Consider the following 25,202-nt stretch of genomic DNA (forward strand, 5'->3'; position numbering starts at 1 on the left):
AACACGATCTCGCAGATCGCCGCTGCAATGGTCGGGTTTATGTAACGTGGATGTGCTGTCATGCTGACGCCCTTCTTCTTATATCGGCTCTCAAGAGCTGTTGCCACAAGTATACCCGCCGCATCAAAACTGCCAGTACACGATGTTGCTACCCAACCACTGACCGTTATACCAGCTCCATAAACGCCAGTATATCTTCGTGCCGCTTGCTATCCCACCTGGCACAAATAAACGCTGGTACCACGTCAATTGCCCTGCTACCCACGGTGGTGCGAACTCGTTCTGTCCCGAACCTCGCTGGCCTGCCGGCACGTTGATGTGCCCTACATCGCTCCCCACCGCGTGTACCCATGAGTGGAAATCGTTTTGGTTGCTCGGTATACTCCCCACCGCGTATGTAAAGAAAAATCCTCTCAAGCCCGCCGGCGGGCTGCTGAACAGAAACGCAAACTCATACGTCACTCCGCTCACCCCGCCCTGCGTGGTGGACACACTCGTCCGCCCCGCTGTGGCCAAGTCCGTCACCACCCAGCCGCTTTGCGTAGAGGGCGCCCCGCCGGCCAACGCCGAATACACCACGCTCGGTATGCTCTCGTGTCCGTTTATGTCTAGCGTTGTCACATACGCCCATACCTGCTGACCACTGCTGAAGCTCCCAAAGGTGTAAGAGGTCGCACTCGCCGGCGCCGGCGAACTGCCGTTCACCAACGTAAACGGCCCCGTAGGCCCCACCGTCGAATAGTACACCCGAAACCCCAATACCCCCGTCTGCCCCGTGTAGCTTTGCCAGCTTATCGTCATCGTGTAGGGGCTGGTGCTACTGCTGGCCAACTGCGTTATCGTGGGCGGTGGCAAGGCCGAAGGCACATACGGCGCATACTCCGCCAAGCCCCACCAAGCCCCCGACGTAAAGTGCTCCTCTATCGCCTCCAAACTCCACAGCTCTTGCTGACGAACCCCTGCCTGCGTCTTGGGCGATAGCGCCGGCCTTAACGCCGTCCGAAACGCATGGATGCCGCGAATTCTCGTGTCGTAATCGGGCGAAATCTCGCACTCCAGCCGCCACAAACGCCATGCATAGTCACGCAATATCGCAGCACCCATCTTCGTCTGTAAGTCCGGCGTCGTCAGCAACGGGTCGGTAATAATCAGTCGCCTATGCCCAAAGGCCGCCACGCTTGCCGGGTCGTACAGCTGAACCGTCACCCCCAACTGCCCCGCGTTGGCCTGCCCCGTCGTTATCGAAACGGCGTTACGTAGCTCCTTGCCCGTTCCCGTGCGCACCACATGCCGCACGTCCTCGTTCCCATCCGGCGCCGAAATCAGCACCCGGTCCGGCCTCATCTGCCGGTAGGGCGGCTCCCGCACCTGCAACACTCCGTTCCCGTCCGCCTCAAAGAGCCAGCCCACCTCGTGCCATAACTCGTACTGATACCCCAAATGGTTGTTGCCCTGCCCCTGCCAAATCGGCATCACCAAGCCCGTCAACCCCACCCCGCTTTGCCACCCTATCTGCGAGCTGCTCCATACCCCGTCATAAGCCCCCGAAGCCCCCGGCCAATAGCCCGTGCCCGTCAGCAACGCATAGGCGATGTCGGCCACGTCCGCATTCCCAAACGGAGCCGTCAGGCGCGTCTCGTTGTTATCGGCCAAGCGTTTCAGCACATCGGTGGCCGAAAAGCTAAAATGCCCCTCCGCATCGTAGGCCATGTTGTCGCCCAAATAGCCGCAAAAGCGGTTCATCCCCAACCACTGCCCCGCCGTGCCGCCGAAAATGCCCACCTCATCCATCCCGATAGTTTGGTTCTGGTAGGCCGTAATCTGCAGTTGCACATAGCGTGCGTTCTGCTCCACATCGCAGATAAACACTTCCGTCACATTGGGGTCGGTCGCATCGTTGAGGTAGGCGTCATCCCAATCCCCATTCGGCCCCCCTATCGGTCTCGGCAGCACGCTCGCCCAGTTCACGTTATCGTTAGAGAAGGCCACCGTCAAACTCGCCGGCAACGTGCAGCCCGTCAAGCCACCCGTTCCAAACCGCGCCGCCACGTGGTGCACCGTCTGCACCGAACCCAAATCGAAGGTGATCGTCAGCACCTGGTTGGCGTTTAGGGAGAAAGTTACCGCATACTGGTTGGGGTTTGAGGTCGCGTTCCAGGGGGTAAATGTCCCATCGGTTAAGTAAGAAAGCTGCCCTGATGAGGGCGTCACGTTCGCCGTAGGGGTTTTGTTCAAGGCCAAGTCGTTATAACACCACGTTCCCACCCGAAACAGAATTTGGCGCGCTTCGGTCAGCAGCGGTTCAAAGCCATTGGTGCCCTGGTTATAGGGCGAAGTCACATTGGTAGGCGCCAAGAACCCTTGTTGGTCAAGCAGGGTCGCCTCCAAGGTGGCCGGTTCCCGCAGGCGTCGTCTCAGCACAGGGTGGTTATGGGGGGTCATCACCACCGGTGCAGGGCTAATAAACCAGTTCCCATCCCTATAAAACCACAGCTCGGCGGTGGTCATTCCAAAGCGGCTTTGGCGGTGCACCTTCGCGCTCCAGGCGTTCAGTGCCGCCGTCAGCCCCGTAATCTTGGTACCGTTTAGGGTAATAGGGTCGGGATAGGTTATCGGATTTTCTATAGGAACCGGTTGTAGTGGTGGTAGTTTGGCCATTTCAACTTCTCTGCATAAAATTTGGGACGCTGTAGGGGCAGGTTTTTGTAAGGGCGGTAGGGATTGAAATTCAAGATTTCTCGCCTTCGGCTCGAAATGACAGTTGTTGATCTCGTCTTCGGCTCGAAAGGACAGGCGTATCGCCGGCTCTGCGAGCTTCCCACCCCTCCCCCTATCAGGGAGAGGGGAGACCAGTAAGCTTACTCGCGGTTTCCTTTGATAACCTTCCCTTCGGAAACTAGCCTCGACCGCCCCCTTTCTTCAAAGTAAGACCCAATAAACGCCTCAGAGGCCTAATTCACTCCCTTCATCGTCTATCTCTCTGGCCGCTGCATCGCCGTGCGCTAGCACCTCCCGAATCGGGGGAAAGGATGGGATAGGGGGCGAACAAGATAAGCTCATTTTGCGAACTGCCTCTAGAACCGCGAGATTGGCAGTCCTACCCCTACCTCCGCAGAGCTGGTGGGGAATGGAAACTTAAGATTTCTCGCCTTCGGCTCGAAATGACAGTCGTATCATCGGCTCTTCAAGGCCTTCCCCTACAAGCCCCCACCCCCCCGCCCCTCCCCCTATCAGGGAGAGGGGAGACCAATAAGTTTATCGGCTGGTTTCTGTGATAATCTTCCCTTCGGAAACTAACCATAACCGCCCCCTTTCTCCCTATTAGGGGGAAAGGCCGGGATAGGGGGCGAGCAAGATAGGCTTTCTCTGCTAACTTCCTCTAGAACCGTGAGATTGACAACCCCACCCCCCGCCCCTCAAGGCCGACGCCCTTCCCCTCAGTGAGGATTGAAACTAGATCGGTCTCGCCGCGTTGTAGTAGACGTTGGCGTTGGCGGCAGAACCCAAGCTCACACTTTTTTGCATGGTGGCTTGTACTGCCGTCTTCACGCCATCAATATAGAGGTTAATCTGTGGCGCCGGCTGAAAAAACTGCGTCGCTAACCGGTAGGAAGCGGCGGACAAAGGCCCTAAAGAACCCACAGGCCCCAGTGTATGAAAGTAATGGTAACGATAGGCCAGATAGTCGAACCCGCCGGGGCCGAACTGCTGCGCCAAATTTTGCGATGCAACCGGAGGAAGATGCGAATGGTGGAACAGACCGCCTAAAATATCGAGACCGGCCCCTACCAACGCCCCCACAGGGCCACCCACCTCGTAACCGGCAAGCGCCCCCTGCAAAACCCCGCCTAAAGTGATCCCATGCTGCTCGCCCTGTTGAAAGACGCCGTAGGCCGCAAAAGCCGTTTGCAGCGTGCTGCGAATTTGCAGGCTCGTGTGCGCACCAAGCGCCTGCAGCAAGGGGCGAAGGGAGACGGGAGGCCTATGCGCCAACCGGCTCCTCCTTACCCCTTGCCCGTAATGATACAGGGCCTGTTGCCGCAATCTTCCCTCAAGGTCGCGCTGCTCCCTTAACGCGAACCCCTCCGGAATAAGCAGAGCGGAAGGCTCAGTCTCGTCCCCTATAAGCCGTCTCCATTGCATGTCGCCACTCCTCATAAAAACGATAGACAAAATGGGGAGATTCGCGCTCTAAACGCCGCAATAGAAGGGCGCGCCAGGCCGCCGCTGCCGGCCCTTGCCCTTCCACTACGGCCTTCACTCGCGCCCCCCAATCCTTCGCGGCCGTAAGCCACCACGGCTCCTCCGAATCGATCTCCCATCGCGCCGCCGCCATACCCTCCAGCCCGTAGGCTCTTAACAGGGCGGCGGCGATGTAGGGACCTCCGACTCACGCACCGTGTCCAGCGAGAGATAGCCCTCTATTAAGGCGTTGAGATCGGCATCCTCCAAATCGGCTACCGCCTCGGCGCTCTCATAGCGCCGCCGCTTCGGGTCTTCGGCCACCCGTGCCGACCATGCCAACGCCTCCAACAGAAAGCGGGTCGCAAAAGCCTCTCGATAGGCGCGCTCCCGCCACCGATTGCAACAAGCCGCCACCTGCTCGGCAATGCTTAGGCCGGCTAGGCGCGTCTGTTCCGCCTCCAAACGCTTCCTCAGCCACTCGCCACGCTTTAGCTCCCCCTGCTCTTGCCATGCCTTTACGCGCAGAGCAAAGGCCATTTCCGTCTCCTCCGCTTGGCGTTGCGGGGGAGGCAGGTGAGCACAACCTATTTCAGCCTCTTGTTCAAGAGTCTCCTCATAGGCTTTTAGCAGGTAGGCGCGTCGTTCCTCTTCCGGCATCTGTTCAAACTGGGCTTGCAGAACGAAGGCGCTCGGTTGACCATCTCCCCACGGCAAAAGCTGCTGGGCGGCATAGAGATCGGCTTGAAACCGCGCCTCATAACGCTGAAACGCATTCAGCGGCCGTAAAACCAGGCGCTCTCCGTTTGGCAGAACCACCTCCTGCAGCGTTTTATAGGGGAGAGACATAGGGCAATACCTCCTCTAGAAAATACATGGACACGCATAACCAATCCTTAAGAATTTTCTTGCAAGACCGAAGATAAAAGGGCAGTTTTCATCAAACGTATCGACGCGGAGACTTTCGCCTTCAGGCGACAGAGGAAGCGCCTCCTCCTTTCGCTGTTGATAGTTAGCGAACAATCGAGTATACTAAAGTTGTAAAGACCGAATGCACGAAACGTGCGAAAGCACGCAGATCAAGGCTTCATCGGTCTCAAGGCACCCTCCTAAGGATGGGTTCATGACGGGTCTTCGGACTCGTCGGGCCGCCGTAAACCGGCCGTACTGCTCGGATACCGGTGTTGCTTCGAGAGCACAGCAGTAGCGCCGGAGCAAAGCCGCCGTCTTTAGGCGGAGGTAGTTTACACCTAATGACGATCCTAGATTTCCTAGATTCTAGGGTAGGGGCGGGTTTGAAACCCGCCCCTACAAAACCCGCCTGTACAAAATATGATGGGAGGATGCCTTCATGAATTCGATGGGTGCCCCGGTTCGGCAAGAATCGGTTTCAGCTACAGAAGCCCCTCGTCTGCGGCTTGAGTTTCTCGACGGCCTACGTGGGCTGGCGGCCCTATATGTGGTGGAGCACCATATCGCCCAGTTCGCCCTTTCGCCCCACGCTTCCCCATGGCGCCATGCACAGCGGCTCTACTGGCACATTTTCTGCTATGGACATCAGGCGGTGGTGGTGTTCATCGTTCTTTCCGGCTACGTGCTTATGCTGCCGGTGGCTCGAACCCAAGACGGCCATATGCCCAAAGGGGTATGGGACTACTTCAAACGAAGGGCACGCCGCATCCTCCCACCCTACTACGCTGCCTTGTCTTTTTCTATCATGCTCCTCGCTCTTTATCCATCTCTACAACACCCGGCCTTAGAATCCCCTTGGAGCGTTGCTCTGCCCCCCTTCGTTCCTTTGGGAACCCTTGCTCACATCCTGCTGCTCCATAACCTCACGCCTCACGGCTATAAAATAGACCCGCCTATGTGGAGCGTTGCTTTGGAGTGGCAAATCTACTTCCTGTTTCCCTTCCTGTTTCTCCCCCTGTGGCGCCGTTTCGGGCTTTTCGGCCCCGTGCTTGTGGCTTCCGCCCTCAGCTTAGGCCTCCTGCATCAAGGTTTCCTCCCTCTCTACGCTTGGACGGCTCCGTGGATGCTCGCAGCCTTCACCTTGGGCATGGCCGGGGCCGCCATTAACTTTCGAGAGGCCGACCCTCTCTGCCGCTCCTTGAGAGATAAAATGCCTTGGTACGAGCTGGGCTTCCTCTGTTTCTTGCTTATGCCGATGGTTGATTTTCTTACCGATCATCGTTTCTTTCGCTCGTCACGCGATGGGGATTGGCTGACCAATATCTTAATGGCCTTAGCCGCGATGTGTTTTATCGTCGGAAGCACACGCTTGCTGCAAAAGGAGCACGGTTGGAACCGTCTGCTTCGTTGGCTTGATGCTCCCCCAACCGTGAAGTTAGGGACTTTTTCTTACAGTCTCTACTTGGTGCACTATCCGATTCTGGGGGCGCTTTTTTGGGGTTATTTTGGGCTATCTCATTCTCACAAGGTAGCTTGGCTTGCTGTGTTTTGCAGTGTGCCGTTTATTGTAGGGGTAGCCTATCTTTTCCATCTGATTTTCGAGCGTCCGTTTATGCCGACGCACCTGCGTAAGGGGCAGGCGAAGTCGCTGGAGAAGATGGCAGCCTCCACCGATGCTGCGACACCCTCTCCACATGAACCTGCATTGCATGCCCCTCCTCAAGAGGAGAGCTAGGCGCTTACCCAACCGATGCCGCTAAGTTGTGGTGAGGAACCGCCGCTGCCAGAGCCGCTCACGAGCTGTCCGCCTAAAACGGCTGCATTCACGGTGTTCACCAAGGTCACCTTAGCGGCGTACCCCAAGATGGGGTCACGCAAGGCCACAAAGTCGGCATCTATGGCTAACATCCCCTCGGTTAAAGGGAGAGGAGCTCTCACAAGCCTTAAATTTGGTAGATGAACCTCCATGTGATAGCCAATACCTGTGCTTCCGATGCCAACGCCGCTAACCGCGAAATTTAAGCCCACCTGGCGTGCGGCCAAAGCGGCCTCGGGCAAATCCATCCCCTCATACAGGCAGACAAGCCGACCGGAACAGAGAAACCGATTCACCACAGCCGCTCCTGGGTCGTAGCCGCTTCCGGCCACAAGCAGGCTCTGAATCTCTCTTTCAAAGAGGATGCGGCTGCCTTCCAACAGGTCAACCGCTATCGGGTTGCCGTCCACCTGCAGCCATGCAGAGGCAAATCCGGCCTGGGTTCCATGACCGATCTCGGCGAACACGAAGGGGCCGCCTCCGTTGGCACTCACATCCACAAAGCTCGGTGGCGGCGGCGTGCGTACCACGGTGAGGCTGCCGTTGCCTCCCATAGCCGGAGGCAAAGGCGTGGGAGTGGCCCCAAAAAAGTAGTCTACAATATGCCCATTCCCGTCCGGATAGCGGTTGGGTAGCTGCCGATGGGCTAAAAGGGTTACTTCGGCGGTAAAAAGGCGTGCCAACTGCAGTTCCAACTTCTGCACCAAAACCCCCATCGAAAGCCGCGCCCACGTGCCGTCGCCGATGTCCTCCTCCACGCTAAACGAGGGTATCTGTCGGCCTGGAAGGAACTGATGCTGATAGATGGCCGGGTTGGTGCCGGAAGCTGCCTGCTGGGTGGAGGCGATGTCGCGCCCAAATACTCCTAAAAGAGGATAGAACAGGTTTTCCGGGTCGGCGTAGAAACGAAAGGCTCCCTGATACTTCCTTCCCACCATGGGCGCCCTCAGAATCTGTATATCGCCCTCAATTTCCGTGCTGAGGTTCAACTCAGGCTCGCCGGCAAACCCGCCCCCCGGCTCCACGATCATATAACGCAAGGGGTTCGTCCCTGCAATGCCCACCGTGGCCGGGTTGGTGCTGGAAAGGGGCGGTTGACAAAACTGGTTCTCGATGGCCAATCCCACTGCACTGGTAATACCTGTGTATGCCAAAGGTTTCTCTCCTTATCTCACGTGTCTTGGCAGGGACTCGGTTGTGATGACGAGGCGCCCCACCGCAGAGCGCAGCGCGGCTTTATGCCGTTATGCCGTCCATACGTAGAGGAAGCGACACGGAAGCAGAACGCCCGCACTCGCCGTAACCGCGTTCGCCATCCCCTGCCGATTTAGCCAGGCGTGCGCTTCTCCAATAGCCGTTTGCGACAGGCCGGTTCGCAGCTCATACCAGTAGCCGCTCTCCACCACATGGCTTGCCAAAACAAGGCGCACATTGCTGCAAAGCTGGTCACGCTGTGCCCTGGCTTGCCCCTCCGTGGACGCTTGTGCCACAATGATCAAAGGAACGACAAGGCGCCGGAACTCCACCAGTCCCCCCGCCAGGGCCGAAGCCTCTAACGTGTCCTCGTACTCCAAGGCGCGTAGGCCGATATAGATCGCCGGCCGGTGCCCACCTCCCGATGGTTCATAGCTGCCATCGTAAATGTTCACCCAGCCGTTCTGTGCCGACAGACCCCGATCGGGCCGTGTGGTTCCGGCCCACCCCGGCGCATAGATCGTACCGCCTGCAAAAGTACGCGGATCGACCTGTAACAGGTCTAGCAGATGGCTTACAATGAGTTCGTTCATAGAATGAAATGTGCCAACAGTAACCGCTCCCCTTTGGGATGCGGAGACAACGCGCTTTCCTTTCTTTTGTGTGAAGGAGTGGTATAGCCCACCCCTATGCCTCCCCCGCAGCGGCCTGAATCATTCCCTTCATCGGCTATCTCACCGGCCGCTGCATTGCTGTCTGTAAGACGGAAAGGTCGGGATAGGGGGCGAACGAGGTAGGCTTGCTCTGCGAACTGCCTCTAGAACCGTGAAGCTGGCAGTCTCTGCGGCCCCACCCCACCCCTCAGAACCAGTGGGACTTGAAACTCAAGATTTCTCGCCTTCGGCTCGAAATGACAGTTGTGGTATCGGCTCTTCAAGCCCCACCCCAACCCTCGTGGCCGACGCCATCTCCCCTCCCCCTACAGGGAAGGGGAGACCAACAAGCTTACCTGCGGTTTTCCCTGATAACCTTCCCTTCGGAAACTAACCATAACCGCCCCCTTTCTTCAAAGTAAGACACAATAACGCCACAGCGGCCCACGACACTTCCTTAACCCTCTATCTTCCTGGCCGCTGCATCGCCGTCCGCGAGGACGAAAGGAAGGGATAGGGGGCGAGCAAGATGAGCTTCATTCTGCTAACTGGCTCTAGAACCGCGAGATTGTTAGCCCCCACCTCCTATCCCTCAGAACTGCTGGGAAGTGAAACTTAAGATTTCTCGCCTTCGGCTCGAAATGACAGTTGTGGCGTCGGCTCTTCGAGCCTCCACCCCAACCCTCAAGGCCGATACAGGAGTCCCCAGAAAATCTTGCGATTTTCTGGGGCAGGGCGCCCTTCCCCTTCCCCTACAGGGGGAGGGAGGGCTAGCTTCCCCCCGTGTGCGGGGGGATGAGCGGGGGGCTTCAACAACGGCATTCTCCAGCCCCTGTGGGGGAGGGGAGATAGGCCCTATTCCGACAGAGCGATGCCGAGGACATTGACCACCACCGGCACGCCGGCGAGGTCCGACATGTCCACCCAACGCACCACGATGCGTAACCCGGTAACCCCATTGGCCACCTCGTCGCCTACATGCACCTGTCCCCAAAGGTTTCCGGCCAGCTTCACTTCATAAACGGCCTGTTGCGCCACCAGATCGCCCATCAGCATCTGAAGGCGATTGGGTTCGGCACGCGCCCATAGGCCGTTGCCAACCGCGCTTCCGTTTATCGTTGTGGGGCTGCCCTGAAGTGCCAACAACTGGGCTACAAGTCGCGCCTCGGCCGTTGCGTCCATACCCTACTCCTCATAGTCGGCAGCGTAGTCCTCCGGCGGTGTTCCTACCTGCCATGAATCGGTTAAAAGTCGAATCACGCCGCTTGCCAACGTCTCTAAGGCCCCCTGGCTCTGCGCGTTGCGCGTGGGGCCGCTCACCACAAACGGTTTGTAAGAGACGGCTGCACTTTGATAGAGCTTGTGAATGGGGCCTACGTGTCCCAGCGCTATTAAGGCCTCCTCAAGCCACTGCTGTTCGAGCGGCTTCTGCCCCTCCACTTGCCCATTGGCAAACTGAAAACCGTTCTGTCCCAACTGCACTCGGTCAATCTCCCCTAGGGGAACGCTCTTGGCGCGACAGGCTCTTAGCCTTAAAGCGGTTAAGAGGCCCACAGCGCAGTCAAAACGGTCTTGGTCAAGCCCCACCAATCCGCCGTATCCGCCGGCCATCTGCAACGGCACAAACCGATCCACAAGGCTGGTGACCGTAAAGGAGACCTCCGCATCCAGATCGGCCTCAGGCAAACCGAGGTTCGTTTCATTGAGTCTGCGGCGAATGAGGTCCCCCACGTTGGTGTAGGCCGCAAACAACCGCTGATAGCGGTTCAGCACCTGCCCATCCCCCAAATGGATTTGCCAAACCAGTGCATATTCCCCAGGTAAGGAGGCCGTTAGTTGGGTAGAAAAGGTAAAACTCGTGGCGGCGCTCGCCGGCGTCCAGCTCACGCTTAGCCCGCTCTGTTGGCTGCCATCCGGCCTCACCAAGTTCGCTATGGCGCTCGTCACCGTCTCTGCCGCAGCAAAGCTCTCCACGCGACTTATCGTTTGGGTATCGCCTACCAAAAGCATCTTAAAATCCCAATCCTAAACTAAGCTGTAAATGCCACCAGCCCAACGGATTGCTCCCACCACCACCACCCCCGGTGGCTTTTAAGCTCAGGTAATCCACAACAAAATAAGTCAAAAAGTAGCCCTTCGTAAACATGTTTCAATTCCCCCTAAGGCGTCAGCGTAATGCTGCTGCGGTTCCCGTTGGCGTCTACGGTGGCCACCACGCGCGTTATGCCCCCGTTCCCTGCCGAAGTGAACGTCACCGTCGCCGCTCCGCCCGTCGCCCCACTCACCGGCCCTAACAACACACTCGCCATCAGCCTTAACGCCTGACGCAACGTCAAATTGCTCTCCAAACTCCCCGATGCATCCAAAGCCGCCGGCACGTCCGTCCCCGAAATCAAGCTGTGCTCCGAGGGCGTCAGCGTTACCCGACCACTCGCATCTGTTATGTCCGCCAAACGCTTGGCGTCCAACTGCTGCACCTCATAGGAGGCAACGCCGGCCACACCTCCTACCGTCGCGTTTACCACCAACTGAACCGTGTCCCCCGCCGCATAACTCGACGGTATCGTGCAGCTGCAGGCATAAACCCCTGTCCCCAAATTCGTTACCGTCACACTCACACTGGCGTCCACCGCCCCGTTGTGCACCAGCTGCGCCGTCGGCAAACTGTCTGCATTCACCGCCGCACCCGTGCTGCTGTTGGTGGTTATCACCCGAACATAGTTGTCTCCCGGCTTATAGCTCATCTTCTTCTCCTAATGCACCAAACCGCCGCCCAATGGACGCTTGCCTGGTACCAAAAACGCCTGAATAAACGCCTGCGCCCACATCTTCGCATAGCTTTGTATCCCTGTGTCGTTGGGATGTATCGAATCGGCTAACTCGTTGGTGTGCTGGGCGAAATAGCGATAAGCATACATCGCGCCCTGATACACACTCTTCGGGTTGCTTGCTACTACTGCCGCTACCGCCGCAGGATAGGAACTCTCCAAAAGTGCATCAACAGAGGTATTACTCACCTGGAAATAGGGAGCGTTGTTGAGTATCACCTTAAAACCATCGGCTACCAGCTGGTTCACTATCGCCTGCAGGTTGCTCTGATAGGTGGACGCGGCAACACCGCCGTTTGCATCGTTGGCACCCAGACAAATACTTACAATCGTCACCCCTGCACTCTGAAAAGCCGCCACCGCATTGTTAAAATAATTGTTGCTGTTAGTAGGAAGCCAATCCGATGTTTTCGTTCCGCTTATCCCCTGGTTCACAAAGCTCACATTATGGAAGTTGCCCACGTACTTTAGTATCTGGCACTCATAGTAGGCGATGGGGTTGCCCGAACTGTCTGTGCGTTGGGTAATGCTATCCCCTATAAACCCTATCACCAGGTTCCCCCCGTTCGTGGCCACCAAGATCGTGTTAGAGGGCGCCGTGTGGCCGGCGCTATCGCTCGCTATGCACCGCACATAGTAGTTCCCTCCGGTCGGAGGGTTCCACGTCAACGTCGTAGAGGTCTGCCCCGCAATCGCCGTGTTAGGGGTCACACTTATAGATGAGCTATAGTACCAAGCATAGGTATAGGGGCTGGTGCCCCCCGTTGCCGCTCCCACCGTCGCCGTAACCGTGGTGGCGTTGGCGCTGGTAAGCGTAGCGGCTCCACTCGTCAACACATTGCCGGGAATGTATAGCCCATTCCAAATCTTGGCTTCGGAAACATAGTTGATGGCATTTGAAGCATAACTTGAGATACCGCAATAGCCTGCCGTTTGAAGGTTTGAGGTGCTATCCGTGGTTGTCACCGTCCAGATGGTGCCCGACGGAGCGCTCATGGTGCCCACAAAAAGATAGGCAATAAGCGTCGTCGCCCCTGCATTCGTGTTGGCATACAGCACCACCGTCACGCTCTGCCCAACGCTAACGCTAAATCCGCTTGCGGCAACGCTGGCCAAATACACGGCAGTACCGCCGATCACTTTATTAATATAGAGGGCACCCCCGTACAAGTAGGCCACATAATAGTCGTTTTTGTCCTGCAATTTCACCACAGGGCCTACGGACGTGTTCGCCGAAGTGCCTGTATAGACCCAGGTCACGGCGCACTCTTCGGTCTGCATCTGCCCGCCGGAGCCGCTCCAATAGCAGGGGTTGCCCACGCCCCCACTGCTCGCATTCAGTTGGCCTACGGTTGGGATGCTCCAGATATTGCCGGTGGTATCAATCCATCCGTTGCCGATGCCTGTAGTGCTATTGGCACCGGAGCCAACCGTTGTAGGCCCTCGGTTAAAGGTATCATCGAGGATCACGGTTTGTGCGCCGGCGCTATAGGCCCATAGAGCCATAACCAGCCCTAAGGTCATCTGTATGAATTTAACCCATCTCGTCATAATCTGCTCCCAATAAATGCTGACTTGTTTCAAACCCGCCCTTACAAACCCGCCTCTACCGCAGGACGGTGGGAACCGGAATGCCGAAGGTCTCGCACAAGGTTCGGCAATCCTCGCCGAAAAAGCGATTGCGGTCTGTGCCTTTCACAGAGGGGATGCCGGCCACAGTTCCACAAGGGGTATATTGCCAAAACGTCCACTTCTGCCAGCCTTTGGGCAGACGAGGGGCCGGTTGCTCGGTATAATGCGCTACCCAAAGCGGGTGGCCCCCGTAGGCATCCGTGCCGTCCATCCACTCCTCCCAAAAGGCGGGGCTGGTGTAGATAATGGGCAGTTTGCCGATCAGGTTCCTTGCGGTGATAAGGAACATGGAGACGGCAAACTGCATCCGTGCTTTGCCCACGCGCCGGGCACCCTCTTCATCTTCCAAATCCAACGCGATGGGCAGGTCTCGGGTGGGGTCGTAACCGGCGCGGCGTGCACTGCGTAGACAAACTTCGGCCTGCCACCCTCCCGGCTCATCGCAGCGGAAGAAGTGATACACTCCGCGCACCATTCCCACGGCTTTCATGCCGGAGAGGTTGGTAGCCAAGGAAGGGTCTACAAACCCCGTGCCCTCCGTCGCTTTGCAAAAGGCAAACCCTATCCCCGCTTGGCGCACCTGCTCCCAATCAACGCCGTTGTCATCGTGACTTATATCTACTCCCTCTAGCAACGCCATCTCCTCTCAAAACGTCTGTTTTCCCTCTTCGTTACAGGGCAAACCTTACAAAAACCGGCACGCAAAACGCCGCCCAATCGGTTAGACAGTGAGAAACCCGGAAAAAGGTTCGAAATGCCCTCACAACTTTGCCGGTTTTTGCTGTGACAAACCCACAAACTAGGAAGTTTGCTTGCCCACCGATGATTAAAATGCACCGGTGGGCAATAACAAGCTAGGAGTTGGAGTTGGATGCGCCCTCTAACTTCTGAGCGGTACGCTGAATGGCGCCGTCCACCCAAGCCTGAACCTGTTGCGCCAATACCGGAACCACCTTCTGCAACTCCTCTTGAACCAAAGGACGCACCGCCTCAGGCACAACTTTGCTTTTGATCTTGAGTTGGTCGGCCCGAATCGTCAACATCCTATGCAAAACCCCACCCGCAAACCCTAACACGAAGGGCACGAGGTGCGACAAAAAACTGTTCATTCTCCTCTGCGCGCACAAACCGCCGCCTTGGGGCGAACGGTTTCGTGGCGCTTCCTCCTTTCTTTTTCGTCTTTGTTTGGTTAAGAGCAACCCGTTTGGAAGACAAGTGCGTCCGTTAAAACGTTCGATAGCGCCCGCCTCGTCTTCGATAGCGAATGACGATATCTAGCTTCTCCTCGATGCGGGCGAGACGGGTGTTCAGCTCAGAAAGCATCTGATCGCGCTGATCATTGCGCGTCTGCTCGGTTCGTATGTCGCCCTGAACCCCGCCCATACGCTCCTCCAAAAGGGCAAGCCGATTGGCCTGACGAATCAGCGTGGCAACGGCCGCTCCGATCCCGCTGATCAACGAGACGGTGGCCATAGCCACCGTTACCGGCTCTGTGGTGGGCATCTTCTTCCTCCTTTCGGCTCCTCAATAAAGCCCAATGAGGAGCGCCCCATTCGTATTGGAACCGGTCGCCCATACCTGCTGCACGGCAATGGGGTTATAGCCCTTTATAAAAGGCATGGTGAGCTGGTCGCCGCCGAGTGTGGTAACATGCAGCGTGCAGTCGGCGCTTACCAAAAGCCCGCGTGCATAGGGAACGCCGTTCACGTTGGCCGTTACAAGCTGCGTGTCGCTAGGGGTAATGGGCCAAGCGCGTTGCGCCGGGTTTGCGGATGGAACGTTCATCTTCGCCTCCCTTGCTTGCCCTCTGCGCCGGGCTTTAACGAACCCGCTGCCAGCTTGTGTTCCAACGCTTCCACCCGCTCCTTAAGCCGCTCCCACTCTCTCGACATCTCCGCGAAGGTGGGCATCCGCCGCTCGCTGCCATCGGGGAAAACTGCGGGGAAAGGAGCTAGCTTCGGGTCGTCCGGCCCCACTACGGCCTGTACCTCCAGCATCGGCTCGGCGCAAACGGCCTCGCTCACCTGCGAAACCAACAACCATTTTTGGCAAGGATAAAGTACACCCTCCACGCGAAATCCCTGTCCTTGCCCCCGACACCGCACGGCATACATTGTTTCTCTCCTCCTCTCGAAAAGCTACGCCGTGGCGTTCGATCCATAGGCAAGTTGCCAAAGTCCATAGCCCTGCACATAGCGCCCCCGCACGGTGAAGTGGTAGCGCTCGCGAATGCGGGCCTCCGGCATGTCCATATCGGTCTCAAGAGTGATCGGCACGTCGCTGCGATTCTGGATGACAATGGGCTTCACCTCGCGACTGCAGTCCAACAAGAACCACTGATAGCCCGGAATGTAAGGGTTGATCACCAGCTTATAGCGACCGTTGAAGTAGTTGCGATAGGGCGTCGCGGGCACCCCGGCCGTGCCCACCTCTCCGGGCTGATACACAATGTCCTGTGCCACCAGGTTCCACGCGCGGCGCGCCAACAACGGCCCCACCACCAGCGTGTCGGGCACCACGTGCATGGGAATGCCTTTATCATCTACAAAGCTCATCATCGCGGTGGCGGCAGCCTCTAACGCCGAATCGCTGAGGGGCGCTGTGGTGATGTTGCTCTGAATAGGGCTGCTTCCCTCCTGATGATTGGCGTTGAAGAAATACTGACCATCGTAGCAAAGCTGCGAAAACCCGGAGACCAACCCTTGAAACGCCAACTGGTTCCAATGCCGCACCGGCTCTTGGGCCAACTCCCGAACCCGCAGCATAATCAGGCCGTACTGGTCGTCCTCGATCATGCGCCTATCAATCACCAAAGCGCCCTTGTAGAGAATATCGGCTAACTGATAGGTATCTTCGCGAAGCGCCTGCTCCTTGATCTCGTCGGTAAAAGGCTGCATAACGGCACCGCGCCCCAACCACGCATAGCGCTGAATGGGGAGCGTGGTCGGCAACTCTGTGGCGATCTGGCGCCAGTCTGCCTTCTCGTTGGCCTCCAAATAGGCGTTGTTAAACTCCGTTTTGATGCCGGCCTGCGTCAACAAAAGCAGGTCGGAGGTCACAATAGCCATAAAGATTTTGAGACAAGGGAACCGTCGCTTTTAGGCGACACAGGGAATTGTCTCGTCGCCTTCTGAGGCGACCGACGAGAGCCTAAGCCGTCGTGTCCCCTGTCCACTCCTCCTTTCTTCTCAGATGTTTTGATGTTGCATTAAACCCATGCGCATTCAAGGCGCGTGGCGCCGACATTTCACTGCCGGTGAAGATGGAAACTAGCGCACCGCGGCATCAATGCGAATGCGCACGTCGTTGGCATCCTCCACTCCAACCACATAGCCCACCAACGTGTTTGGGTTGGAACTGTTGGTGGTATTCGTTGTCAGAGTCTGATCGTCGAGCGCGTAGACGGCATCTCCTACCAACGTTTGAGAAGCGGAGGGCAAAGCAAACACATAAGTGCCCGTCTTCTGCACGCGAATGCTCTGTGCGCCCGCCGGCCCGCCGCTGTTGTCTATGGTCTCGTAAGCGACGCCTAAAAAGTTATCTGCCGTGGTGGCAGCGCCTGCCCGCGCCGGGTAGGCGTACCCGTCGGCGTTGTAGGCCACCACCAAAGTTCCTTTGTTGATGCGCACAGCCCCCATTTTGTAGGCCACGATCTGCCCCGGTTTTCTTTGGGCCTCGCGCGGCCCCGTAGATGCTGCCATCCTAAATGTCTCCTTTCACTAGAACGTGTCCTGCCGCGCAGGCTTTTAAAGCAGTGCGGCAGGCCGCCTTCCTCCTTTGCTTTGAGTGCCTGCTTCTTGTTCCGGTCGCCGTCATCCACAGGCGGCTCTCGCATTTCCAGCCGAAAGCTCCCACTATTCCCTTGCCGCCAACAGATTCTCCGCTAACGCCTCCTGCTTCTCCGGCGTGGTAAACCCCATCTTAATGGCCATCGCCCGTTGCGCCTCCGTCAGACGCTCCCAAGCGCCGCCCTCACCGCTCCCATCCAAAGGGTTGGGTAGGCGGCAAGGTGCCGACACCCGTTGGCCTCCGCCGGCAGCCTCCACCCCGAACTTCGCATCGGCCTCCAGATTCCAGGCGCGCGCTTTAGCCCTCACAACCTCCATCGGCTCGAAATCTACCTGCGCCCCTATAGTGACCCCGCTCTCCACCCCATAAAGGCGTATGGCCGCCCGTTTTGCCTCCGCTCTGGCCTCTTCAAGCGCCTCGATACCAAGCTTCGCCATCTCCAACCGATGCCGCAAGTCCGAAGCCGAAACGATGCCCTGCTCCTGCAGCAGCTGCACAACCTCCCTGTCCGGCTCGCCAACGGCCTCTATCGGCAGCGATGACTCCTCAGCGAGAGCCTCCTCGATCTCTAACGACGCCTCTCCCCTCTCTAAAGCCTCCTCCAACTGTTTTGCAGGCTCCTCCGCCTTCGCCATCACCTCCTGCCCTCGCCGCAGCGCAGAGAGAATCTGCCGCACACCCTCTTGCCAATGCATGGCCATCTCGCTCCTTTCTCTATCGCTATCCATCCGCTCCCGCACCTGTACGCGGGCGCGTAAACGTTCTAATGCCTCTTCAAACGAAAGCATCTCATCCACCAACCCGACTTTCACTGCCTGTTGCCCCACAAAAAGCCCCCCACGCGCTACCTGCTGAAGTTGCCTCTCGGTAAGCGCTCGCCGCCGCTGCACAAAGCGCGTAAAGACCCCTCCCACCGTGCGCACATATCGCTCCAAATAGCGCACATCGGCAGGTAAAAGCGGTTGACCCGGCGCCCCTACCCGCTTGCGTGGGCCGGTGGCAACCGCATGCACCCGCAAGCCGGCTCGCTCGAACGCGCGACTGCTGTCGGTGACCACCAACAAAGCCCCTATCCCTCCAACCGTTGCCGTGGCGTTGCAGTAAATAGCGTCGGCGGCGCAGGCGATCCAGTAGGCCGCACTACACCCCACGTCCTCGATGTAGGCCGCTAAAGGCTTTTGCCGGGCAAAACGGTAAAGAGCCATCGCGAGGTCATGCGTGCCAGCCACTTGCCCCCCAGGTGAATCGATGCGAAGTAAAAGGGCGCTCACTTTGGCATCGCTGAGCGCCTGGCCCACCGCAAAACGCGCCCAACGTGTCGAGCACCCGCCCTCCACCGGCTGCTTCGTTAATCGGCCCACGAGGTTGAGCACCGCAATGCCGTCCTCAAGCACGCGAAAACCCGAACCGGCCTCACCTAGGCGAACCTCTTCCTCCTCGCTACGTGCTTCCTGCGGCAAACGGGGATCGCTCTCAGACGCCGCCACATAGGGTTCCAGCGCCCACAGCGCCTCTTCTGTTAACCAACCGTTTTCCATTCCCTTTACCTACTTCGTTCTGAGGATTCCAGCGTCTCTCAAGTTAATGGAGGCAAAAACCGGCAATTTTTCTATAGATATCTTTTTCTTGTTAAGCGTATATTGTCTTGCGACTTTTTGTAGGAGGATGAAATTTGTGTTACGCAAAATCGTTTTTTGTATTGGAATGACGACTTTTTGCCTCTGTAGCCATCTCTTGGCATCGGCGCAAACCATCACAACTCTCAATCAGGCGCTGAACGATAACCTCTTTCTGTTCAGCAGCGGGTCGTTGGCTAATACGGACATCCAAGGGCTTACCGCTATCGGCGGGAACCTCACGTTGTCGAGCATGGGCCTCGGTGACTCGAACTTCGATACCGGCAAAAACTCACTTGTGGTGGCCGGCAATGTGTCGTCATCTAGCTCCGCCATCAACCACGGCAACGGTGTTATCGGTGGAAACCTCTCCGGCAGCCTCTACGATAACGACCCAAACGGCCACATCTCAAGCGGTGTTGGAAACTCCGTTGCCGCCCTCGGCGTTGACTTTAACGCCGTCAAGAACAACAGTACCTCCCAACAAAACCAGCTTGCCGGCCTCAGCAACAGCCCCGGCGCCACGTTCAGCTTCAACTCCAACCGCTACGACCTCAATTTCACCAACGCCTCGCCGGTGAATGGGCTGTATGTCTACAACCTTACCCAGTCTCAATTCAACAATCTCTCCACCGGTGCCTACCTCAACATCGTCTTCTCAGGCTCCCTTCCCGCCCACCCCATCCTGATCAACGTGGCCGGCTCGTCTCCCCAGTGGAACGGCGTCGTGGAATTCAACAACCAGCAGTTTACGCAACCGACCGATGCCATCCACTCCGATCTGTTGTTCAACTTCTATCAGGCCAACAGCCTTGCGTTGAACCAGTCCATCGAGGGGAATCTCTTGGCAACTTCGGCCAACGTTACAACCAGCGGCTATGGGCATATCGGAGGCGCGCTCATTGCCAACAGCCTTTATGGAACCAACGGCAGCCCGGCCAACTTCGAGCTACACTGGAACGGCCAGGGCTTTCAAATTCCCCATACCGCGACACCCGAAGCAAGCTCTCTTGCCGCCCTGGCAGGCCTGCTTTTATTCGGGGGAACAACGGTCTGGACGCGACGTAGGAAAAGCCCGTATCGAGCTAACGATGAAACGGTTGCTTCCTCCTAGCCACGACTTCCGGTGTGAGGAACCGCAGGACCGCTGCCTGTCACCCGGACGGCAGCGGTCTCGTTGGTTTGCCAGCCCTCATCGCGCTTGCGGGCCTCGTTGGCGATCTCTACGGCCTCCGCCTGGGCATCTGTCAGCCGCGTAACGCTCTTCAGCTCCTTTATCTCCAGCTCCACCCAATAGGGCAGCCCTAACAGACGAAGGTGCAGCGCCCCGGCCTGCTGCAAAGGCGCAGCGGCCTTGCGGGTCAACGTACGCAAGGCCGCCGTGTAGATGTCCCACTCCACCCGACTCCATGTCTCCGTAGAGCCTTCCACAATGCCCATGAGCGTGGGCAGCTGCTTCAAAGCCTGCACCAGCCGCAAACGCAACATCTGCCATAAGCCCCCGACGTCAGGCCAAGCCTCCCGGCTTCCCGCCGCATTCACCACCGTGTTCTTATCATGGAAAAAGGCGTCATCCGCCTTGAGATCGTTCCAAAAAGCGACCGCCTCCTGAAAACGCGCCTGCACATACTCGTTGATCTCCAGCGGATCGGTCAATCCAACCACCTCCCGTGCGAGGTTAGCCCACATTTCAAAATCGAAGCCCACATCCCATTTCGGAGTACCGATGCGGTGGAAGGCCAACATCACATCGCGCCAAAAAGCCAAGCATTCTAAAACCACCGTTAAGGCGGCACCAAAAGGAGCCCTGCCATAAGGCTCATCGGGCAAGGCCGCTATGCGACTGGTGAAGAAGCGCTCCATCGGCATCGGCACAAACAGCCCACCGAACCCCGCCGCATACAGCCCCATGCCGTTGGGGTTGGCTATCTGCTGCTGGTAGAGCCGCAAAACCCCATCGTCATCGCGCCGATAGCGAAGGGTAAGCGTGTTGACGGGGTAGACCGCCGCGATGCCCTTTCCTCTCGACGCCGGCACCGCCTCCACCGCGCACATCCCCGCAAACATCAGCATCTGAAAGTTTTGGGCCAGCGCATCCTCAAAGCCGCCTACTTCCGGGCTGTTATCCCGCCATAACACCTCCAGCAACGCCGTGCCTTCCGCCGATTCCTCCACACTGCCCGACGCGGTGCGCGTTAGCGCCTTTAACCTTACCGTCTCCGCATTACATCCCAAATGCACTCCATTCCATAAAGCAAGTCCCACCTCCGGCACCAAGTCGGGCAAGAGCGAAAGCAGCTCTAAAGGCTGCTGAGCCGCCAGGCGCGCGACTCCCTCCAACGATTGAAGGGCCATGCTGGTGCCGAAATCTACCCCGCGTCGAGCGATGTAGCCCAAGCCGCCCTTGCCGAAAAGCACCTGCCCGGCCCCTTGAGAAACGCGCCGTCCCTGCCAAGCAAAACGCTCCGAACCCACGTAATCTGGAATCTGCTTTCGCCCTATTGTGCTTGCCATCCGTTTCCTCATGCGTTGTCTTCTCAGCGTGCCTTTCTTCTCCCCACCCCCCAACTCGGTGCGTAGACCGCTCGCTCCGGTGCTTGCTGCAAGGTAAGGAATGCGATGCCGACAGCATCTATTTGGTCGTCATGGGCCCCTAAAGGGAAGCTCTCGGCCTCCTCAAGAAACGACTTCACCCAGCCCGAACCGTCCTCTACCAGCACCAAACGCCCCTGCTCCGCAATCGGTACCCACACCGAAGCCAAGGCCACCTTATCCGTTTGGCGAGCTACGGCAACGATGCTAAAACCCGCAAACACGGGGTCTCGCTGCATCTCACTCACCAAACCTGCCGCCATTCCCACGCTCTCTACCCCAATGCGCCGCAACGGGTAACGCCCCGCAAAGAGACGTGCCCTCTGGGCGATAGCACGGCGCCCCATCCCCGGCTCCCACTGTCCTCGCGCCGGTGCAAACAGATAGGTGGTGCCCTCTGCATCTATGCCCAAAGGAAACGCCACCGTGTAGTCCGCGCTCGTCTTGGCCGATACCGCTAAATCTACCCCCATAACGGCCTGCTTCAGCGGCGGCACCTGCTCCTCGCCTATCACCCGAAAATAGGCGCCCTTAATCAAGCCACCCCCGATGGGCATCGGGCGACCCTGAAACTGCCCAAACCAAATGGAGGGCGACTTCTGCTGCTCCTCCAAAAAGGCATCGGAGAGACGTTCCGAAAGCTTCTCGCCCACCGCCCGCCCCATCGGGTCTTCGCCTTCGCCATCGTAAATCGCACTGAAGCGCAGCAGCTCCCAACCGCCCTCCTCCAGCAGACGGCCTGCCAAGTCTTCCGTATGATAGCGGTGGAACATCACCACCACATTCGTTTCCGGTCGTATGCGCACCTTCGCTCCCGCGCTCCAAAACGTCCAAACGCTCTCGCGTATCACCGGCGAGAGGGCTTCTTGCGGCGAGGCGTAGGGGTCATCAATAATCAGCAAGTCCGCCCCTTGCCCCACGAAGCCGGTACGCAAGCCCAGCGCCATAAAGCTGGGTTGGCCATCGCGCAACTGTGTGCGTGCTACCGTGCTCCACATGCCCTGTTGGGCCGGTTCCACAACGCGACACGGAGGCCCAAACACATCGTGCAAAGAGGCATCGCGCAGGAGCTGGAGGTTGATTTTGGAGAAACGGGTAGCATGGGTAATGTTGTAGCAGGCCAACTTAATGCGCAGGGTCGGTTTTTGCGCCAGCATCCAGGCGGGGAAGCGTTGGCTCACGATCACGCTCTTGCCCACTTGAGGTGGAGCGTGGATCAGCAGTCTTGCGCCTTGCTCTTGGCGCAGCCGTTCGAGACGGTTGCACAGAAGGCGCTGCCAGGGGTCTAGCCGCCACGGAAACGTCCTCTCGATGAACGCCGCCAGGGCGATCAGATGGGTTGGGGGCAGCCATGGGTGCAGGGCCTGCTGTAACTGGCTCTTGAAGGAGGCGATCACGGATGTGGAGGGCAACCCTTTGCGCCGCCGCCTCATCGAAAGCTCGTATCTCCTCTAGAATCGCCTCTTGAAACGCCTGCAACGCAGCCACATCGGTAAGGCGTTCCGCAAGCTCCACACCGGCCTTCAGCGTTTGACGCAGTTCCTGAGCCGCCTTCAATAACAGCCGTCGCGGGTCTTCGATCTTGATGGCCTCTACATGCGTCTCGACGGCCTCGTCGCCACAACAACGGTCTAAAAGCTGTTGGAGGGGTGCCCGTCTCCAAATCGTTCGGCCGGTTTGGGGGTCTCGTTCGCGAAAACGTATCCAAAGCTCCTCCCCTCGTGGCGACACATCGTAACGCCCCGTCTGCGGGTCTCGCAACCAGCTGTCACACGCCTCCAAAATCTCATGTACTCTCTCCAAACTCCACTGCAGTTCCGCAATCGGGTCTCGTTTACGAGCACGTGTCACCCCGCCCTCCTTCCAAAGCGATGCTCACTATATAGATCGAAAATTCTCCGTTCCCCATGGGGCATCTCCAAAACCCTCTCTTACGACTCTCCAGAACAGCACAACAGGCGCGGCAAACCGGTAGTTTCTCCAAAATGGCAAGTCCCCGCCCCCTTTCTCCATTCAAAACAATGTAGACGCCTCAGCGGCCCATGACACTCCCTTAACCCTCCAATTTCTCCGGCCGCTGCGTTGCTGTCCGCGAGGACGAAAGGAGGGGATAGGGGGCGAGCAAAGCTAACTCGCTTGGTTAACTGCCTCTAGAACCGCGAGATTGGCAGTCTATGCAGCCCCTCCCCCTACCCCTCAGAACTGCTGGGAATGGAAACTCAAGATTTCTCGCCTTCGGCTCGAAATGACAGTTGTGGCATTGGCTCGAAATGACAGGTGTTTATCTCGTCTGTGGCACGAAAGGACAGGCGTGTCGCCGGCTCTTCAAGCCCCCACCCCCCGCCCCTCAAGGCCGACAAGGGGTCCCCAGAAAATCGCAAGATTTTCTGGGGCAGGGCGCCCTCCCCCAATTTGGGAGAGGGGAGACCAGCAAGCTCATTGGCAGTTTCTATGATAAGCTTCCCTTCGGCAACCCAACACAACCGCCCCCTTTCTTCAATCAGTAAGACACAATAAACGCCTCAGCGGCCAGAACCATTTCTTTCAAAGCCTATGTCTCTGGCCGCTGCGTTGCTGTCCGCGAGGACGAAAGGAGGGGATAGGGGGCGAGCAAGGTAAGCTTACTTTGCTGACTTACTCTAGAACCGCTAAGGCGCCGAGGCCGCACTTGTGGCGGGATGGTTCTGCACTACAATAAGCGCGCTCGCTTGGGTGATAAGCTTCCCATTCTTATCGAGCGCATCTATCTCCACCACATGTTCCCCGTCCGCCACACTGCGCGTATCCCATTTATAAGTAAAGGGGGGCACATTCGTTAACTGCACCACAGCACCATCCACCAAAAACCGCACGAACTCAATGGGGTCTGGCTCCCCTTCAGGGAGCTTGGCCTTCAGCGTGAGAAAACCAGAGACGATAAGCCGATGCTCCGCCTGCGCACGCGCTACGGCCCCGGCGGCATAGTCGTTCGCCATCGCCTGAATCGCTTGGGCGATCTGCATCTTCCAGTCGTTCAGACGGTTCGCCGCGCTTGGCTCGAAGAAAGGAGGCGGCATTCGTTCCACCGTAAACTCGAACACATCGCCGACCTGCGGCGAATAGGCCACAGCCGTGTTCAATGCACTCAGAGGCAAGAGCACCTTGGTGCCGACCGGCGGAACAAGCGTTCCAAATACCCCTTTGCCCTCCGCGATATTCGTGTAGATGGCCCACGGTTCCAAATGCGCTTTGGCAACGGCCGGCTGCGGCAATAGCTTTAAAATCCGCTCCCCTCCCAAAGAGATCGCAACCCCCTCATGACCGCTTCGTATTACCCTGCCGGCCTGCCGCGCCGTAACGTCGGCCCCAACCATGGAGGCGCAACGGATAACCCGCCCGATCACCAAGAAGGTTTTGCCACCATCCACACTTATCTCAACCGGCGCGTAGAGCGCGTTCGTCACCCGAAGGAGATAGGTCGGCACGCTGTCATCCGTTGCCGGCTGCGCCGTTAGCTTCACGGCACTGCAAAGGGTTACAAGGCCGGCAAGCATCCAAACAAAACGCTTTGCACTCTTCCTTACCATGGCCGTTGCCTCATAGAATGGAAGGGGCATGCCTCACATCGGTAGGCAGTCCCTTTTGTCCCACCAGCATCCAGCGCAGCGCGCGCCGCGTGGCACGCCTCACAAGAGGATACGCTTGATCCATGGCCTCCTCCAACGTGCAAGCCCCCTCGACGATAGGCAGTACCGCGTGCACCCCCTCCGCAACGAGGGCCTCCTCTGCCTCTGCCTCCACCGCACCGACAAGAGCGACCACAGGAATGCCTAGCCCCAGTCGTGCGACCCGCCGCGCCACGCGGATCATGGCCTTGCCGTGCAGCGTCTGCCCATCCAGCTTGCCCTCGCCCGTCAACACAAGGCAGCTGTTCCTGCAGTGGGTATCGAAGTCGAGCACATCCAGCACCATCTCGGCGCCCGCCACCAGCCTTGCCCGGCAAAAGGCC

Annotated in this window: 25 protein-coding genes; 2 read left to right on the forward strand and 23 right to left on the reverse strand. The window is 58.0% G+C overall.

The window, feature by feature from the left end; all coding sequences use genetic code 11:
• Window positions 1-123: 123 nt before the first annotated feature.
• The 4 genes from VKV18_RS14250 to VKV18_RS14265 form a co-directional block, all read right to left on the reverse strand.
• Complete coding sequence (locus tag VKV18_RS14250) at window positions 124-2,658, reverse strand: discoidin domain-containing protein (RefSeq protein ID WP_324204851.1); 2,535 nt, start codon at window positions 2,656-2,658, stop codon at window positions 124-126.
• A gap of 795 nt (window positions 2,659-3,453) precedes the next feature.
• Entirely contained in the window at window positions 3,454-4,143 is a 690-nt protein-coding gene (locus tag VKV18_RS14255; protein WP_324204852.1) for a hypothetical protein, read from the reverse strand.
• The gene (locus VKV18_RS14260; RefSeq protein ID WP_324204853.1) at window positions 4,109-4,336 is read right to left on the reverse strand and encodes a hypothetical protein; all 228 of its coding nucleotides are present in this window, start codon (window positions 4,334-4,336) and stop codon (window positions 4,109-4,111) included. Before VKV18_RS14260 ends, VKV18_RS14255 begins: the two co-directional genes overlap by 35 nt.
• Window positions 4,337-4,356: 20 nt before the next feature.
• The gene (locus VKV18_RS14265) at window positions 4,357-5,031 is read right to left on the reverse strand and encodes a hypothetical protein (RefSeq protein WP_324204854.1); all 675 of its coding nucleotides are present in this window, start codon (window positions 5,029-5,031) and stop codon (window positions 4,357-4,359) included.
• Between the two features lie 502 nt (window positions 5,032-5,533).
• Here VKV18_RS14265 and VKV18_RS14270 point away from each other — a divergent pair.
• The gene (locus VKV18_RS14270; RefSeq protein WP_324204855.1) at window positions 5,534-6,829 is read left to right on the forward strand and encodes an acyltransferase; all 1,296 of its coding nucleotides are present in this window, start codon (window positions 5,534-5,536) and stop codon (window positions 6,827-6,829) included.
• On the opposite strand, the gene VKV18_RS14275 is transcribed toward VKV18_RS14270, so the two are convergent.
• The 14 genes from VKV18_RS14275 to VKV18_RS14340 form a co-directional block, all read right to left on the reverse strand.
• Window positions 6,826-8,064 (reverse strand): phage tail tube protein, encoded by a 1,239-nt coding sequence (locus VKV18_RS14275; RefSeq protein WP_324204856.1) that lies wholly within the window; start codon window positions 8,062-8,064, stop codon window positions 6,826-6,828. The genes VKV18_RS14270 and VKV18_RS14275 overlap by 4 nt on opposite strands.
• 90 nt (window positions 8,065-8,154) lie before the next feature.
• On the reverse strand, window positions 8,155-8,697 hold the full coding sequence (locus VKV18_RS14280) for a hypothetical protein (protein ID WP_324204857.1): 543 nt from the start codon (window positions 8,695-8,697) through the stop codon (window positions 8,155-8,157).
• A gap of 915 nt (window positions 8,698-9,612) precedes the next feature.
• On the reverse strand, window positions 9,613-9,939 hold the full coding sequence (locus tag VKV18_RS14285; protein ID WP_324204858.1) for a hypothetical protein: 327 nt from the start codon (window positions 9,937-9,939) through the stop codon (window positions 9,613-9,615).
• A 3-nt stretch (window positions 9,940-9,942) separates the two neighbouring features.
• A complete protein-coding gene (locus VKV18_RS14290) occupies window positions 9,943-10,767 on the reverse strand; it encodes a hypothetical protein (RefSeq protein WP_324204859.1) in 825 nt (274 codons plus the stop codon).
• A 149-nt stretch (window positions 10,768-10,916) separates the two neighbouring features.
• A complete protein-coding gene (locus tag VKV18_RS14295; protein WP_324204860.1) occupies window positions 10,917-11,501 on the reverse strand; it encodes a hypothetical protein in 585 nt (194 codons plus the stop codon).
• A gap of 9 nt (window positions 11,502-11,510) precedes the next feature.
• The gene (locus VKV18_RS14300) at window positions 11,511-13,136 is read right to left on the reverse strand and encodes an SGNH/GDSL hydrolase family protein (RefSeq protein ID WP_324204861.1); all 1,626 of its coding nucleotides are present in this window, start codon (window positions 13,134-13,136) and stop codon (window positions 11,511-11,513) included.
• Window positions 13,137-13,191: 55 nt separating this feature from the next.
• Entirely contained in the window at window positions 13,192-13,857 is a 666-nt protein-coding gene (locus VKV18_RS14305; RefSeq protein WP_324204862.1) for a glycoside hydrolase family 25 protein, read from the reverse strand.
• A gap of 214 nt (window positions 13,858-14,071) precedes the next feature.
• Window positions 14,072-14,326 (reverse strand): hypothetical protein, encoded by a 255-nt coding sequence (locus VKV18_RS14310; RefSeq protein WP_324204863.1) that lies wholly within the window; start codon window positions 14,324-14,326, stop codon window positions 14,072-14,074.
• Between the two features lie 115 nt (window positions 14,327-14,441).
• A complete protein-coding gene (locus tag VKV18_RS14315; protein WP_324204864.1) occupies window positions 14,442-14,720 on the reverse strand; it encodes a hypothetical protein in 279 nt (92 codons plus the stop codon).
• Between the two features lie 21 nt (window positions 14,721-14,741).
• A complete protein-coding gene (locus VKV18_RS14320; protein ID WP_324204865.1) occupies window positions 14,742-15,002 on the reverse strand; it encodes a spike base protein, RCAP_Rcc01079 family in 261 nt (86 codons plus the stop codon).
• The gene (locus VKV18_RS14325; RefSeq protein ID WP_324204866.1) at window positions 14,999-15,331 is read right to left on the reverse strand and encodes a hypothetical protein; all 333 of its coding nucleotides are present in this window, start codon (window positions 15,329-15,331) and stop codon (window positions 14,999-15,001) included. The genes VKV18_RS14320 and VKV18_RS14325 overlap by 4 nt, the downstream gene beginning before the upstream one ends.
• Before the next feature lie 24 nt (window positions 15,332-15,355).
• Window positions 15,356-16,285 carry a Mu-like prophage major head subunit gpT family protein gene (locus VKV18_RS14330; protein WP_324204867.1) on the reverse strand — a complete coding sequence of 310 codons (930 nt, stop codon included), beginning with the start codon at window positions 16,283-16,285 and terminating at the stop codon, window positions 15,356-15,358.
• A 201-nt stretch (window positions 16,286-16,486) separates the two neighbouring features.
• Entirely contained in the window at window positions 16,487-16,918 is a 432-nt protein-coding gene (locus VKV18_RS14335) for a capsid cement protein (protein WP_324204868.1), read from the reverse strand.
• A 153-nt stretch (window positions 16,919-17,071) separates the two neighbouring features.
• The gene (locus VKV18_RS14340; RefSeq protein WP_324204869.1) at window positions 17,072-18,544 is read right to left on the reverse strand and encodes a S49 family peptidase; all 1,473 of its coding nucleotides are present in this window, start codon (window positions 18,542-18,544) and stop codon (window positions 17,072-17,074) included.
• Between the two features lie 136 nt (window positions 18,545-18,680).
• Between VKV18_RS14340 and VKV18_RS14345 the strand changes: the two genes are divergently transcribed.
• Entirely contained in the window at window positions 18,681-19,736 is a 1,056-nt protein-coding gene (locus tag VKV18_RS14345; protein ID WP_324204870.1) for a choice-of-anchor A family protein, read from the forward strand.
• Here the strand turns inward: VKV18_RS14345 and VKV18_RS14350 are convergent.
• From VKV18_RS14350 to VKV18_RS14370, 5 genes are all read right to left on the reverse strand, one after another.
• Entirely contained in the window at window positions 19,733-21,136 is a 1,404-nt protein-coding gene (locus VKV18_RS14350) for a hypothetical protein (protein ID WP_324204871.1), read from the reverse strand. The two genes, VKV18_RS14345 and VKV18_RS14350, sit on opposite strands and share 4 nt — an antisense overlap.
• 23 nt (window positions 21,137-21,159) lie before the next feature.
• On the reverse strand, window positions 21,160-22,395 hold the full coding sequence (gene terL, locus VKV18_RS14355; protein ID WP_324204872.1) for a phage terminase large subunit: 1,236 nt from the start codon (window positions 22,393-22,395) through the stop codon (window positions 21,160-21,162).
• A complete protein-coding gene (locus tag VKV18_RS14360) occupies window positions 22,340-23,065 on the reverse strand; it encodes a hypothetical protein (protein ID WP_324204873.1) in 726 nt (241 codons plus the stop codon). The genes terL and VKV18_RS14360 overlap by 56 nt, the downstream gene beginning before the upstream one ends.
• Window positions 23,066-23,862: 797 nt before the next feature.
• The gene (locus VKV18_RS14365) at window positions 23,863-24,780 is read right to left on the reverse strand and encodes an Ig-like domain-containing protein (protein ID WP_324204874.1); all 918 of its coding nucleotides are present in this window, start codon (window positions 24,778-24,780) and stop codon (window positions 23,863-23,865) included.
• Between the two features lie 10 nt (window positions 24,781-24,790).
• A partial coding sequence (locus VKV18_RS14370) for a glycerate kinase (protein ID WP_324204875.1) occupies window positions 24,791-25,202 on the reverse strand: 412 nt, incomplete at its 5' end.

The organism is Chthonomonas sp. (genome assembly GCF_035294505.1).
In the GTDB taxonomy this organism is placed as follows: Bacteria; Armatimonadota; Chthonomonadetes; order Chthonomonadales; family Chthonomonadaceae; genus Chthonomonas.

Coding starts and splice junctions, on each gene's coding strand:
- VKV18_RS14350 (WP_324204871.1), bottom strand. CDS start 21,136: ATGGCAAGCACAATAGGGCGAAAGCAGATTCCAGATTACGTGGGTTCG.
- VKV18_RS14290 (WP_324204859.1), bottom strand. CDS start 10,767: ATGCTTTTGGTAGGCGATACCCAAACGATAAGTCGCGTGGAGAGCTTT.
- VKV18_RS14285 (WP_324204858.1), bottom strand. CDS start 9,939: ATGGACGCAACGGCCGAGGCGCGACTTGTAGCCCAGTTGTTGGCACTT.
- VKV18_RS14325 (WP_324204866.1), bottom strand. CDS start 15,331: ATGTATGCCGTGCGGTGTCGGGGGCAAGGACAGGGATTTCGCGTGGAG.
- VKV18_RS14340 (WP_324204869.1), bottom strand. CDS start 18,544: ATGGAAAACGGTTGGTTAACAGAAGAGGCGCTGTGGGCGCTGGAACCC.
- VKV18_RS14300 (WP_324204861.1), bottom strand. CDS start 13,136: ATGACGAGATGGGTTAAATTCATACAGATGACCTTAGGGCTGGTTATG.
- VKV18_RS14305 (WP_324204862.1), bottom strand. CDS start 13,857: ATGGCGTTGCTAGAGGGAGTAGATATAAGTCACGATGACAACGGCGTT.
- VKV18_RS14265 (WP_324204854.1), bottom strand. CDS start 5,031: ATGTCTCTCCCCTATAAAACGCTGCAGGAGGTGGTTCTGCCAAACGGA.
- VKV18_RS14270 (WP_324204855.1), top strand. CDS start 5,534: ATGAATTCGATGGGTGCCCCGGTTCGGCAAGAATCGGTTTCAGCTACA.
- VKV18_RS14315 (WP_324204864.1), bottom strand. CDS start 14,720: ATGCCCACCACAGAGCCGGTAACGGTGGCTATGGCCACCGTCTCGTTG.
- VKV18_RS14320 (WP_324204865.1), bottom strand. CDS start 15,002: ATGAACGTTCCATCCGCAAACCCGGCGCAACGCGCTTGGCCCATTACC.
- VKV18_RS14280 (WP_324204857.1), bottom strand. CDS start 8,697: ATGAACGAACTCATTGTAAGCCATCTGCTAGACCTGTTACAGGTCGAT.
- VKV18_RS14335 (WP_324204868.1), bottom strand. CDS start 16,918: ATGGCAGCATCTACGGGGCCGCGCGAGGCCCAAAGAAAACCGGGGCAG.
- VKV18_RS14330 (WP_324204867.1), bottom strand. CDS start 16,285: ATGGCTATTGTGACCTCCGACCTGCTTTTGTTGACGCAGGCCGGCATC.
- VKV18_RS14255 (WP_324204852.1), bottom strand. CDS start 4,143: ATGCAATGGAGACGGCTTATAGGGGACGAGACTGAGCCTTCCGCTCTG.
- VKV18_RS14250 (WP_324204851.1), bottom strand. CDS start 2,658: ATGGCCAAACTACCACCACTACAACCGGTTCCTATAGAAAATCCGATA.
- VKV18_RS14365 (WP_324204874.1), bottom strand. CDS start 24,780: ATGGTAAGGAAGAGTGCAAAGCGTTTTGTTTGGATGCTTGCCGGCCTT.
- VKV18_RS14260 (WP_324204853.1), bottom strand. CDS start 4,336: ATGGCGGCGGCGCGATGGGAGATCGATTCGGAGGAGCCGTGGTGGCTT.
- VKV18_RS14295 (WP_324204860.1), bottom strand. CDS start 11,501: ATGAGCTATAAGCCGGGAGACAACTATGTTCGGGTGATAACCACCAAC.
- VKV18_RS14310 (WP_324204863.1), bottom strand. CDS start 14,326: ATGAACAGTTTTTTGTCGCACCTCGTGCCCTTCGTGTTAGGGTTTGCG.